Here is a 14,106-nt window from a genome sequence, read left to right on the forward strand (position 1 = left end):
GGTAAAAGACCTTTGTCCACTTGCTGACCGGCCCAAATTGCGGATAAGAACCATAAGACAAGTAAATTGTCCATTTGCACTCCTATGCGTTTTTTAAGGCTTGAGGGTTAGATGATTGGTTAGAAAGTTATGAGGTTGAATGGGTATAAGGTTAGAAGGTTATGAGGTTAAAATGTTAGGGTGAACGTCTATTATCACTCTACCACCGATCACTTCGTCACTAATTAAATGTCACTTACTTATTACTACTTCACTAGTCACTCCGTTACTTGTCACTTTGTTACTTGTCACTACTTTACTTGTCACTACTTTACTTCATTATTCGTTACTATGTTACTTCATCACTAGGTCACTAAAACTAGTCACTAAAAGTTCGAGATTTATTCGGGTCGTCTTCGGGAAATTTTCAGCTTTCCTACACAGATCTTATACACATCCTATACCCTGCCTCTACTAAAACACTAGAGGAACTGTAGAGGCACAGTAGACAAACAGTATAGACGAAGTAGAGCATTGCCGAATCCATCCCGAACAGTGTGCGAATGCAATGACAAGCTAATCCTAGCAGAAAATCATACAAACTTGAAGCAAAAATGGAAATACGAAAGAAGAATTAAGGTCGCTATTCCGGGCGGAATACGGATCGATCAGCAGTCTGATCAATCGGGGAGATTGTGGTATATTTTTTTCAATTTGACCATATCCTCATAGCGATACAGTTTCCCTTTACTGGTTCGGCTATGGTAGCTGATCATGTTTTTCTTTTCACAGCGGTAGAGTGTTTTAGGCGCGATGGCTGCGTATTCGCATACCTCTTTGCTATTGACCAATACCAGGGGCGGATCGGGAATTTTACGGCAGATCAGATCTTTGATTTCCCTTTTGCAATCCAGGATCTCTTTTCTTAAAGACTCTAAAAAAACAAACCAGCAATGATGCTGGCAGCCCTTTGATTCCGATGGTTGTCCGAGACAACGACACGATTGGTTTTCCTCCATATGATTCATGTTAGCGTCAATTCCCTTCTAAACTGCTGTATAGTTAGCAACTGACAGGTTTAAAGAAAAAGCGCTACTTTTAATGGAAAATACATTTTTTGTACATTTTGAAAAGCCACCGGAAATGTTTTCGAAAAGAACGTTGACTACGGACCGAAGTTTTAATCAAATCATCAGAACGGCCTTTCAGTGTAGCAAACGAATCATCAAAATCTGCCAGCAGCACCGCATCACTGGTTAAAAAACTCTGCAGCATGAATTCCTTCTGGCTCAATTTAAATGGACGCTGCCCATTTCCATAAACAACAAAACCATCCCTCAGAATGGATCCATACTCATAAAAATTCACCTTCTCCCGATCACCTTTGTGGGCAGACTTTACACATTTCTGCAGATAACGGGCCAGTAAATTCGCTTCTTCCATCAATACCCTGAGCGAAGCCACATGCTCAAACTTGCCGTAATCATTGCATTCTTTAATCAGTAACAGCAATTCCTCGAAAGCTTTCCGGTCCCATATTTCAACACTTTTAATGGAAGCATAAGCAATTGCTATCGTTTCAAAACTTAGATCTAGGCAGAGCAGTTTCAGACGTTCCCTAAATTTTTCAAAAGTTAATGTTTTATCAAATTTATGATGATAGTACATATAGAACTTAAAATAAGTCAAATGCTCAAACTTCATAATATGAAACATCGGTACATCCGAACAGATGATTTTGATCCAAGGATTGTCCATTTTCAGCATCTCTTCCATCAGGTCTCGGTAAAGACGCACATATCTCGGAATTTCATGAAAAAAATTTTCCTTTGTAAGCCTGACATATTCGTATAATGAACTGTCAAAATAGGCTTCACCGTTCAGCTTTGCCAAGTCTATCCAACTAAAATTAAAAGTTACCATCAGCTTCTGAATTTCATCAACTCGGAGCACCGTATGACCTTTTGTACGGTTGATAACAGACCTTTTTCCAACGCCAAAAACAGCTATCAATTTTTCAGAACGAACGATTGGATTCGGTTCAATTTTAGCGATCAGTTCAAATATGCTCTCATGAAATTCTTTCATAAACGACTTTATCTACAGCAATATATTTAACACAATAAATAATACAAATTCTAAATGTATTAAAATATCGTTTTAAATAAAAATTAATTTCACTCAATTTAGTATCAAATCAAGTACAAAGCATAAAATATACGCTACAATTTCATTAAGAAACATTTTATCAACTACAACAATATTCACATGTAACAAATACTTCCAGAAAGTAATCTGCGGAATAAAATATACCTTCCTTTTCAGCGCAATAGGTACTAATTTTATGAAAGATCGACGTATATGCTACTAGGCATGCCCTATTATAAAAAAGCTCCAATTCCAACATGCATTATAGGTTGATCAACTAAACCGGATAAGGATGAAAAATGATAAAATTAGTGCATTTACGAATGTTAGCGATCGTCAATTGCGACGTTTACGCAATACCGCTGTGTTTTATAAAACTTTAGACTAAACTATGGGAACCTATTACACAGAAAAAGAAGTACTGCAAGACTTCTACTCTTATTGGGAAAAGATATATCCTCCTTTGGAAGATTTCCATCGAAACTGGCTGGAGAAAAATGCACAGATCCTGCGTGTCAAAAAAGGACAGGTACTATATGAATCTGACGATCAACAAGAAAATCTGTACATCGTATTGCGTGGTCTTCTAGTTAAAGAACGGTACACTGCATGTAACGACAGCAAGCAAATCCTTACGGTTGCTTTGCCTAATATGGGCTTTTTCACGACCATGCATTATTACAGCCAGAGCCCGGCACTGGGGGATATTGTTGCTGTCCGGCCAGGAATTGTATTGCAGATCCCCTACAGGAAAATAAAACCTTACCGCAACAACGATAAAGGCATCGATACCCTGTTACAGCTTTTAATGTATAAAAAGAAATACCAACTCGAACACTTACGGGCTATGGATGGTATTACTTTGGTCACAGACCGCCTATTCTATTTAGCAGACAATCTCCCAGACCTTTACCGCAACCTCAATAGACAGGAGCTAGCTAGATTACTTCTTACATCCGAGAGCTCGATATATCGGGCTAAAAATCTATTTCTGAGAAGAAAAAATAGTCGATAATCGTTTTCTGTCAACCGCTATTATCTATTTTGAATGGATAAAAAAAAGGCACCGGAATCTTATCGGTTCGGTGCCTTTCATTTTATTTCTGACTGAGCAGTTTATCGATATAAGCGATGATACCCGGATTCGAAGGACGAATGCTATCGTTGTCCACGATAACACCTTTTTTATCCAGTATCACGTTATGGGGTATACCATGAATCTTAAAATAAGCTGTAAAATTATTATCAATATCCTCAAGCTGGGTCCAGTTCATATTTTGATCCTTGATGATCTTCAATCTGTTTTTGACCTGCTTTTCCTTATCATCAAACGCAGCAACACTGATGAACGCAATATTAGGGTTATCTTTATAATGCTCGACCAGCTTTTTAAGATGTGGAATTTCTTCTTTACAAGGACCGCACCAGCTCGCCCAAGATTCAAGAAATACCATTTTACCTTTTAGGTCTTCTAATGTCAACGTATCATTGGTGATTGTGTTTTTTAATTTAATCGCCTTACTAATTTTATTTCCCGGCTTTATTTCACTTATGATAGCCTTTCGACGAGAAACAAGCTTTTGCAATTTATCTCTAAACGCTCCATTCGTAATCCAGGGAATGAAAGTCTGTAAAGAATCGACCTGGGCCAACTGATGTGTGTTGAGAATACCCACACGAATTTCATATTCCAGTACATAATCGCGCACTTTACCAGTAAACAGCTCCTTTACGAGCAATTGCCTTGAAAGCGGAGTAGCATTAATTTTTTGATAAACTGCACCAGGATATTTTATCAAGCCTTCATCTTCAAGAAGAAATATCTGTTCAACGAAGGATCTATATGCACTTGATTTCAAATTTTCATCTTGATTCAGTTGATTCCACAGATCTGGAAATCCGAGATCTTTCAGATAGATCTGACTTTTTTCAGAAGGAATCGTATTGTTATAGCAATAATTAGCGATAAAATCATGTAATTTGGAGTACTCCTTATTCAGTTTAAAAATCGATCTCCATTCCTTGATCGAAGGATCACTGGGATCTTCTTTCAGTAAACTATCCACTCTTTTATCATAATTTACCCATGCCACATTATTTAAATAATCGACATAGGTTTTTATATCCTTTTTAAGCCAATTGATTGTATCTCGCTTTCCTAAAGGAGTTAAATAAAGCTGCGAAAGATGTTTACCCTTCCCATCTATTACAACAGATTTCTTTGTTTCATCTGGATCACCATCTTTAATATTGGCCGTAAGTTTTAATGAATAATCTGGTGCTATATAAAGATTTAAGAATAGTAACGAGCTTTTATCCTTATCCGACAACGAGAGTATTGCAAAAGAAGGTTCCTGCACGACGTCTTGTAAATCGACCGCAAACTTCCCATCACTTGACACACCGATTGTACTATCCAATTTTACTGTTGCATTCGATAAGCGTAATGTCAATTTATAATCTGACTTATAATTTGACAGCTGTCCACTGAGCTTTGTTTGCCCGTTTGATTTAAACAGTACAGCAAATATAGCAAGCAATGTAATGAAAAGGTTTTTCATCGGTTTAATGGTTAAAAAATTTACTGAAGATAATTATTTATTCCATGATTATAGAATGACGGTATAAAATAGAAATATGGTGGCACCCCATCAGCAATAAAAAAACCTTTATCAAGATCTAGAGCAAAAAGAATCCATTTTCCCAAAAATTTGTCTATTTCAGGTCACCTTATGACCTACTTTCGCCAAAATTCCTGCTATATCTTTGAAATATACGAAAGAAGAAAAAAGGAGTAATAACAGAATCATCATGCAACAACAGAAGACAAGTAAAGGACAATCTGGAAGGCAGCCAAAAGACGGGCGCTTTGCTAGCTCCATGATGAGCTGCGGGTCTACAACTATGAGCTGCGGGACTGCTGGACAGATTGCGGTAAACCGCAGGTCTTTAAGAGGAAACTGCTGTTGCGCAGGTCCGGTGCGTGATGCACATGGACGTAGATTTACGATATTCCCCAGAAAATGGTACGGGGAAAAATTGATCTTTCAGTTGTGTAATCACTGAAAGATCGGAAGACCTATTGTTGCAGTACCTGATTACAAAGGTACGATACCGATAGTCGGATAAGCAGTAGGCCAATCGTGTACAAGTTCTCGCGAAACTTAAGAAGGGATTGTAACCATTATAAATCTAATGTTAATATAGTAATAAAGATCGGAGGCCCAAATGGCGTATTTTTCATTAAATAGCGGCGGTGATCCCGTAGATCCTCAAGACTATACATTGCAAGCAAGTCAACCTTCTTGTAGTGGCTCAAATCAAATCTGTGCTATTCAAGCGGCAAATGATGGTAATAACCATCCTGAGTTAACTGAAGCAGTAAAAGATCAAATGATTAAAGCCCTTAATAGTAGGACTTCAAATGCAACTGTAAGCTTGAAGAGCTAAGGATTACCCGTAAATAATCTTTAGTAACAAGGGGCACTTTTAACGGTGCCCCTTTCTGTTTATTTTACTTCCTCAAAGACCAGCACATCAATTTCTCGTTGCTCCTCTACAATCTGTAATCCATAATTAGACAGACCTTGATTAAGCTCCTGAAGATTTTTATAAGAAGGCAGAATAAAACTTTCCTTTACATCAACCAAATCAATTACAATCGGGTATTTATTCTGCATATCTATTCCAAATGCAAGAAAATCTGTACTCGATATTTTATTACCCTTCACCATTTTATCAGACTTATGAAAAGTTCCCTTAATGGCCCATACCTTTCTCATTTTTTTACCCCAGTAAACTTTTATGTTCAAAAACCTGTCCATATCACTCAATGTTAGTTTGGCTTGCTCTACAGGACTTCGTGGATATTTGTCTAATCTTTCATAACAGATTCCGTTTTGAGAAAGCCAAACTTGAGAGGTTACAAATGAATTAAAATCATCAAATTTTGAAGAATCAGCAACCAATAGTTCAATTCGTTCAGGTCTCAAGATAAATTTTGGTTTAAAAATCTCACTATATGCTGTTGTATATGCAGCTATAATCGATTGATTTATGATGCTAGTTTTATAAAAGCCACTCGTACTATCCAAGCTATAGCTATAGCTTTGAGTAGGCCTTCCATCTTGAAATCCTGTCAACTTAACTTCACCTAACAAGCTTTTCGCCTCAACATCTTTAATGAGAGTTACATCATTAAAATCCCATTTCAGGGGGAGAGATATTATCCCTTCCTTTGATAATTTCAATATATTGTCACGATTAATAAACTCTGAAAAAGTAACTGCCTGAACATGACCTCTAAATAACCATGCTACATGAGGAACTCCCGTATGAGGAAAGAATTGACGTAATAAGGTATCTCCATAAATAACAGGCAATTGAATTTTATTTTCTCTAATAAAAGCATTTGACTTCCAAAATTTTTCAATTGTTGCTTTATCCTGCCATGTAACCATAACAATTTGCAGGTTCTCCTTTAATTCATCCTGTAACTTCTGAAGCTTAGGAAGGGAAGCAATACATGCTGTACAAAAAGTATCAAAAAAATCTAGTAGCACAACTTTATCATTGCTATGAAGTTGTATGTCCTTTGCTGATTTAAATAATATCTGACTATTGTCCAGTTGGGGAACCTTATCCCCAACATTAAGCCTCTGACTAAATTTTGTTTCATGCTTGTTTTGAGCATGTGCACTCCATGCAATGAACATACATAAAAAGTAAAATATATTTTTGATCATCATTCCTTATCTTATATTTTGTGTTATTCCAGTTTGTTCAATTACGATTTGAGGGATTTTAATAGCATATTTATGAGAATTAGGTTCAAGTGAATATGTTTTCCCATCTAGTACACGTACTAATTGTTTTGCAAATCGAGGTTCTTTATTAAGCCTTTTAAGGTCAGCCCATCTTCTCCCCCTAAAAATCAATTCCAATCGTCTTTGTTCAAGAATTAGCGTTAATAGTTTCGTAGGATCATTTTCCAAACTTGGGGTATAAAAAGTATTACTTATCCTATTCTTCAATAATTTATTATAATCAGCAAGAGCTTGAGCAGCACGATTAGTGCGGACTGCAGCTTCAGCCCTTATCAATAGCAACTCTGGAACCGTCAGTCCAACGAAAATACCGGAAGTTGATCCATCATAAGATCCTTTAAAAGAATAATAATTTGGAGTGCCGGAGCCAATCCTAAAGAAAGCTGTTTTACGTAAATCATGGGCACCATATGCTTGATACAAATTAGTATCTACCCTACAAAATGCAATACCTAACGGTCCTGCGGAAGGCGTACTGGCTGAAAAAATGACCTCACTATTGAAACGTTTAAATGGTATGCTCAAACCTACATTGATGGTATTAAAATCGATAATTGAATTATTCATGTTCAATGCAGAATCGGCATAAGCATATGCACGCTCATAATCTGACATATCAAGATATACCCGAGCTAACCCCGCATATGCCGAGATCTTCGCTGGTCTGCCCAACAGTATTTCCTGCTCTGGCAGTAACCTAACCGCTATCTGATAATCTGTTATTATCTGGTCGTAGGTTTCCTTAAGCGTGGACCTTACGGACTTAAAATCTATATCTGGAGATAACCGAAGAGGTAATCCTAACGCATTTACATTTGAAGGAACATATACCGGAGCAAACACAACTGCCAGCTGATGTAGCGCAAATGCTCTATAAAAACAGGCTCCTCCTTTTATCCTGTCATACAAGGATAGTTGTTTATTCCTTTCAATATCCTTTAAAACTTCCAAAACTTGGTTGACCTGATAAATGGCCCGATATGATGCTTGCCATTGTTTACTATTTGCAATATCGGGATCACTCCAATTATAGGTTAATTTCTCGTCCATATCCGAAAGCCCACTCCAATTAGCGGTGCTTATAAAATAGTCATCAGAGGCAATTTCACCAAAAGTTGGATAAACCGAATTCAATGTACTATAATCATTTAACAGTAGATCCGCATGTTCCAAAGTCTTTGGAACAGCCATTTTCTGATTAGGTTTGCTATCTAAAAAGTCGTCGCAAGAAATTGTTATTATCAAGATAGCATATACGAGTATTCTAATATAATTTTTCATCTGTATAAATTTGTTTATTCATTATTCAATTTTCCCTTTAAGCATTCATGCTGCCTTCGGCGGTTTAAATTGTGATGAAGCTATCATGATTTATTCATTTCCAATGTGATTGAATAAATCATGATAGTTTCATAAGATTTCCGTTATAAACTAAAATTTAAACCAACTGAAAGAGCAAAAGGATCCCTAACAGTCTTACCATATTCGGGATCAATTCCAAATTTATTTGCACGCCATATGGTACAGATATTTTGAGCATATCCATAAATCCTTACACTTTTCACCCCCCTTAGTAAATGTGACGGAATCTGCCATGAGAGCTGCAAATCCCGTAATTTAATTTGGTCAGCCGAAGCAATAAGAGCAGAAGAATACTTATAGAACTGACTTGCAAAACTGTTATTCGGGTAAGTAAATGCAGGTACATCAGTAACAAGTTCATCACCTGGTTTCTGCCAACGCCTTGCATAATCAGCATGGCCTTTGCCCGATTCAATAAAGAAATTATTATCAAAAGATTCACGGCTAAATACATGCCCCAACTGATAGGCGATATTAAAGGAAAACTCAAGGTTACCTAGTTGAAAAGTATTTCTTAATGAACCAAAATATAAAGGCAGCAAAGATCCATGGTTTTCCAGATCAGTTACCAACGAACTGTTCACCATAGTAGCATAGTCCTTCGAGACCTCTCCATTCAGATAACCACGAGGAGAACCGTCAACTGGATCCAGACCAGCCCATTTATAAGATAATTGACTAAAAAGATCTAGCCCCTCAATTGGAGTCATCAGTAATCCTCCGGGGCCACTAATATAATTTTTAGCTCTATAATTGCTGAGATAGGATTTTTCTACTTTTGTCCTACTATAGGCAAAAACAAGATTAGACATCCACTTAAAATTATTATAGTTTATATTTTTGCTGTTTATCGAAATATCTACTCCTCGTCCTTTCAAGTCAGCACTGTTGATGTTCATTCCGGTAAAACCTGTTGTTGGGTCTATTTGTGTATTTGTAACAAGGTCAGTTGGTCTTTTGATATAATATTCTATAGATCCGCTTAATCTATTACTTGACAAAGCAAAGTCTAATCCCACATTCAACATTCCTACCTTCTCCCATCTCAAGGAAGGATTTGGAGGAGATTCTATTGATGCATAATTTTGATTAGTCGTATAGTTTGGTGAAGATTGCACATATATAATCGGATAAGCCGCAGTCGTATTGTTCACATTACCATTGTAGCCATAGGTCGCTCTTAATTTCAGCAATGAGAATCCAATATCTTTCAACAGCTCCTCTTTAGACAATAACCACGAACCGCCTATTGACCAAAACGGTTGTCCTTTACTATTACTTTTTACTCCAAAAAGATTCGAAGCATCCTTTCTAAAACTACTTGTAAGTGTATATTTCTGTCTAAACGAATAAGCTCCATTCACATAATACGAAACAAACCTATTGGTAAAACCCGTAATTTGATTGTAATCCGTCAGGAACGCTCCGCCAGCAATACCGTTTAAGGCCGGTACAGTGGCTCCGTATTTGACAGATTGAAATGAAAGAGTTTCTGGATCATATCCGAAAAAAACAGAAGAAATAGAATTCATATTCATCGATCTGATCTCAGCTCCACCGATAGCATTTATTTCATGATCACTGCCAATAGATTGATGAAAATCAGCTTGAAACCTACCTTGATGAGTATTGAAATTACCATGCAATGTGTTGAGATAATCGCCCGCGGGCAATCCCCAAGTAACACCATTTTTATCCCAAGAGGTATAAAAGTTTATCTGTTCACGCTGTTGAACAGTACCTATACCCCGCCAAATTTCGTTAGGTTGATACACATTCTGATAGGAATAAAGACCGCTTAATTTTAGTGATTTTGCTAATTGATAATTCGCAGAGATGTTAGCCATGGATTCCCTAATCGAATTAATCTGATACGATTGATCCATTTCATCCAGTGGTCTATATTTCCAATCTAATAATCTGCCGCCTGCTACAGTATCTCTAAAAATAGGATTATAAGGTACATCATCGACAATTTTCGAATTCCCATGATCATCAGCCAATTGCAGGTATGGATAATTTTGAACCATCATATTATATCCCATGGGCACATAGCTTTCTTTACTTTTTGATTGCGTATAAGAAATCCCTAGATCCAAGGTCAAATTTTTGATAGGACGATATTGTGTATTACTCTTAAGTGAAACCCTATTAAAACTTGAGGTGACCAGTGACTGTTTATTATTATCGTACCCGAGGGATATCGATGAATTTAATTTTTCTCCACCTCCTCTCATCTGCAAACTATATTGCTGATTTACCGCTGGTCTGTACATGTACTTTAAATAATCAGATCTGCTATCCACTCCCCTTAATCTATCCAACTCAGTGTTGATTTCACCCTCGGATATTGAACCTTCCTTTTTTCTCTTTAAAAGTTGTATTACAGGAGACAATGTGTAGCTATAATTTTCCATACGACTATCCCAAAAACCTTTTTCAAAGAGATATTGCTCTGCATTGATATAATCAGAACTGTTCATCTGTTTAAGCGAATAAAAATCAGGTTTTTGTGAAACAGTTAAATTAGAATTAAAATCCAACTGAAAGGGCTGATTAAATTTCCCTCTTTTAGTCGTAATTACAATGACACCATTGCCCGATTGCGCACCCCAAATTGAGGAAGCAGCAGCATCTTTTAATACAGTGATATTTTCAATGTCATTGGGATTTATGTTATTGAACATACCTAATCCAAATTCCGTATACTTACTTGGATAAGGTACCCCATCTACCACAATTAATGGCCATTTTTCCGCACTCATTGTACTCTGTCCCCGCACATTAATATTTAATAATGCTCCCCTACTAGATTGTGTATTTTTAATAGATGATATACTCGGCACCACATCTTCCAACCTGCTTACAAAATCTGTCGAAACTTTTCTATTGAAAAGCTTATTATCGACAAACTCAAAACTTCCCGTTGCCCGTTCTTTTGGTATCTTCTGGTATCCTGTCGATACGATTTCAATTTCGTCAAGTTTATTATCTTCAGGTATCAATTTCACCGTTATTGATACTCCTGAGGTATAATTGATTTCTTGGCTTTTGTAGCCTACATAGGTAAACTTTACCACTCCTTTCTGACTCTCTACCGAAAGGCTGAAAGTACCATCTTTCTTGGTGGAGGTTCTAGCCTTTTCGGCTTCGACTCGGACGGATACACCATCTAATGGTCTGTTATCTACAGCAGATACGACTGTACCGCGTAGCACATGATTGATAGGCCCATCAGCCCCGCTGTCCTTGCGGGGCGTCTGAGCACTACTCAACATATGAAAGGTCATGAATAAGCACACTGAAAGCACCTTACTGATCAGCAGTACGTCTGCTCCTCGTGGCTTGCATTGCTTCCGGAGATATCCCCAGAGCTTGTTTATATAGAATATATATGTGTTCATTGTTGTTAATTTTTGGACAAAGCTTCCCCTTTCACCGTTTCTTGCCGAGGATTGACCAGGTCGTCAATGTATCCCTCGGAAGACTCGGCGTCCACAGGTAGTGAAACTTTATGAATACTTTTTTAATTTAATTCTTGATCTTTTTCACCTGAAACTTTAGCTTTTATGATCAGCATTGGCAGTTCTTCCCAAATCAATTCGACCAACTCACCAGCAGTAGTAAATACTCTTCTACTGTCTTTCACTACGGAAAGATTCTCGACTTTCACATCTAACTGAAAGTGCTCATTCAGATCGTTCAAGATCTGCTGTTGATAGGCTTCTATACTTATACCGCTAGGAACAGTGAGCTCATAGTCGAATAACAGTTTTTCACAGTACTGGCAAGATCGACAGGGGATATATCGGACACGATCGTCACCATGAATGATGATCTGCTCACTCGGAAAGTTAGCGGGCAGTCCCAGTGCAAAAAGGTAACACTCATAGATCGCCATATTGACCATTGTAATCCGTAATACATCATTCCGTACATTCTGTACAACAGTAATGAATGGACTAATATCTTTTTCAGATGGAACCAATATAGAATAATAAGATTCCTTCGCCCTTTTTTCTAAGATAGCCTGGGGCAAATAAGGCGGGCTACCTTTAGTTCTCATTTGTCTAGCATTTTTCAATGTTCTTGTGGGTAAGAGTGTTATCATAATTGGTTTTTTGATAACGTCGACTCGAGTTTCACTCAAATACGAAAACATTTCTTCCTCTCGGGATAGCGCATAGCTGTCCCCGACGCAAGTTTTTTGCATTTTTTTAGTGTTTAAATTGGTTCCCTTTTACCCTACCCGATTGGACATAACTTGGGCATTAAGGAAACCAGGTTAAAAAAATAAAGAATGAAAATGCAATTATATAGTCCTCGTCAATTGGTTATTTGTAGTCTCCGCTATTGCATAATTTGGATTAAAGAACAAAACCGACTTTTATAATATTAATGTATTACGATAAAATATTAACGTACATTATTTGCTTTACTAAAAGAAAGATGGTACTTTTAAAGTGGAAAAAGAAAAGTAGGCCTCCGATCCTCTTTTTGTTGGAGCATCTAATTGTGTACTAATAAAATAAAAGTCGGTAACATAAAACCATTCAGGAATGGTAAGAAGCTGATAATAACCTATCAAGAGCTCGCATTTTTTAGTATCAGGTATGGTCATCACACCATGCTTTCTACTATCTGCGCACCTTTTGATTTGGTACTAGTTTCCCCTAACCTATTTGGCAATATGTTTTTTGCAACGTTTATTCTGGCGCCCAGAATATGTTCTTTATTAAATCGGAATTCGCGAACCGATGACTATAATCCTGGATTATGTCGTGAGTGGTTCTTTTGGTGGTTACTTCTCGTTTCATCATAATTAATTTTTTGGTTATGAAAAACGATACACTGTTGAAGCAAGGGAATTCCTTATTGGTTATAAAAACCAATAGGGCGGAACTCAATGCTTTTGAAACTGGTACCGTCAAGACCCCTCAAACCGAGATTTGAGTTTCACAAAAGACTAACATGAGCTCCGCCCTATTGAATAAGATATCACGAAGATAACAAAACTCAATAGATATGGCGAACTCACGATCAGCTCATGTGAAATTTGACGGTTTCGTTTCATGAGTGACATCGTTTAGAAAAGCTTAACAAGTATGCTTCTCCTAAATTCACGCTATATACTACACAAATATAGGTAGTTATAAACAATAAAGCAACTACAGTTGCAATTAAATACAAAACAAACTGATAAACAGATATATAAAATGAATTTCAAAAGATATTTAATGAAAGTTATCCCTGACTTTGAAGAGAAACTAAAAGATAAGTTTGATAAAAATGTGCTTGATGACCTATTGAATAACCAGTTATCAAAAATAAAAGGAAAGCCTTTCTATAATATCATGATATTATTAACATCAGAATTTGATTTAATTACGAAAGATACTTTTACTTTAATAATTGAAGATGCAAAAGCATCGATCCTAGATAAAAAAAATAAAGCTAACACAGAAGAAAAGCGACGAAATAATATTCAGAAATTTATTGACCAATTTATTACCCTACAAACAGATATAGCCGATTCTGCATACATAAGTGAAACACGATTGAGTAAAATCCTAACTTCAAAAATTGATGACTTTTATGCATGGGAGGTCGTTTCAATAGCAAATTCACAAAATTACTCGCGCTTAAAAGCCTTTGAAGATCTCTATAAAAATGATTCCGTTTAACATACCAATAAGAAGAGATACAAAGAAATGGAATAAGGTATAATAGCGAATATGTTTGGAGAGTGATAAATAGTGTGACGAATAACAATACGTAATTTTATTAAACT

Annotated in this window: 11 protein-coding genes; 5 read left to right on the forward strand and 6 right to left on the reverse strand. The window is 36.7% G+C overall.

The features are described from left to right. Positions 1–674 precede the first annotated feature (674 nt). Positions 675–908 (forward strand): hypothetical protein, encoded by a 234-nt coding sequence (locus ACFS6I_RS01135; protein ID WP_380917528.1) that lies wholly within the window; start codon positions 675–677, stop codon positions 906–908. Between the two features lie 169 nt (positions 909–1,077). Here ACFS6I_RS01135 and ACFS6I_RS01140 read toward each other — a convergent pair whose 3' ends face one another. Beyond that, a complete protein-coding gene (locus ACFS6I_RS01140; RefSeq protein ID WP_380917530.1) occupies positions 1,078–2,067 on the reverse strand; it encodes a hypothetical protein in 990 nt (329 codons plus the stop codon). A gap of 451 nt (positions 2,068–2,518) precedes the next feature. Here ACFS6I_RS01140 and ACFS6I_RS01145 point away from each other — a divergent pair, with 451 nt between their 5' ends. Then, positions 2,519–3,142: a Crp/Fnr family transcriptional regulator gene (locus ACFS6I_RS01145; RefSeq protein ID WP_380917531.1), complete on the forward strand. Its 624-nt coding sequence runs from the start codon at positions 2,519–2,521 to the stop codon at positions 3,140–3,142. Positions 3,143–3,224: 82 nt separating this feature from the next. Here the strand turns inward: ACFS6I_RS01145 and ACFS6I_RS01150 are convergent, their stop codons facing one another. Then, positions 3,225–4,688, reverse strand: a complete 1,464-nt coding sequence (locus ACFS6I_RS01150; RefSeq protein WP_380917533.1) for a TlpA family protein disulfide reductase — start codon at positions 4,686–4,688, stop codon at positions 3,225–3,227. A 250-nt stretch (positions 4,689–4,938) separates the two neighbouring features. On the opposite strand from ACFS6I_RS01150, the gene ACFS6I_RS01155 reads away from it, so the two are divergent. Beyond that, entirely contained in the window at positions 4,939–5,193 is a 255-nt protein-coding gene (locus ACFS6I_RS01155) for a hypothetical protein (protein WP_380917535.1), read from the forward strand. Between the two features lie 162 nt (positions 5,194–5,355). Further along, a complete protein-coding gene (locus tag ACFS6I_RS01160; protein WP_380917536.1) occupies positions 5,356–5,577 on the forward strand; it encodes a hypothetical protein in 222 nt (73 codons plus the stop codon). A 59-nt stretch (positions 5,578–5,636) separates the two neighbouring features. Here the strand turns inward: ACFS6I_RS01160 and ACFS6I_RS01165 are convergent, their stop codons facing one another. The 4 genes from ACFS6I_RS01165 to ACFS6I_RS01180 all read right to left on the reverse strand — a co-directional run bounded on the left by ACFS6I_RS01165 (position 5,637) and on the right by ACFS6I_RS01180 (position 12,528). Beyond that, positions 5,637–6,872, reverse strand: coding sequence for a TlpA family protein disulfide reductase (locus ACFS6I_RS01165; protein ID WP_380917538.1), 1,236 nt, complete (start codon positions 6,870–6,872; stop codon positions 5,637–5,639). Positions 6,873–6,878: 6 nt separating this feature from the next. After that, the gene (locus tag ACFS6I_RS01170; protein ID WP_380917540.1) at positions 6,879–8,234 is read right to left on the reverse strand and encodes a RagB/SusD family nutrient uptake outer membrane protein; all 1,356 of its coding nucleotides are present in this window, start codon (positions 8,232–8,234) and stop codon (positions 6,879–6,881) included. A 143-nt stretch (positions 8,235–8,377) separates the two neighbouring features. Next, positions 8,378–11,719, reverse strand: coding sequence for a SusC/RagA family TonB-linked outer membrane protein (locus ACFS6I_RS01175; protein WP_380917542.1), 3,342 nt, complete (start codon positions 11,717–11,719; stop codon positions 8,378–8,380). A 122-nt stretch (positions 11,720–11,841) separates the two neighbouring features. After that, positions 11,842–12,528, reverse strand: coding sequence for a hypothetical protein (locus ACFS6I_RS01180; protein WP_380917544.1), 687 nt, complete (start codon positions 12,526–12,528; stop codon positions 11,842–11,844). 1,003 nt (positions 12,529–13,531) lie between these two features. Here ACFS6I_RS01180 and ACFS6I_RS01185 point away from each other — a divergent pair. Further along, a complete protein-coding gene (locus tag ACFS6I_RS01185; RefSeq protein WP_380917546.1) occupies positions 13,532–13,999 on the forward strand; it encodes a hypothetical protein in 468 nt (155 codons plus the stop codon). Positions 14,000–14,106: the final 107 nt, after the last annotated feature.

Origin of the sequence: Sphingobacterium anhuiense (genome assembly GCF_042686355.1) — a bacterium.
Lineage (GTDB): Bacteria > Bacteroidota > Bacteroidia > Sphingobacteriales > Sphingobacteriaceae > Sphingobacterium > Sphingobacterium anhuiense.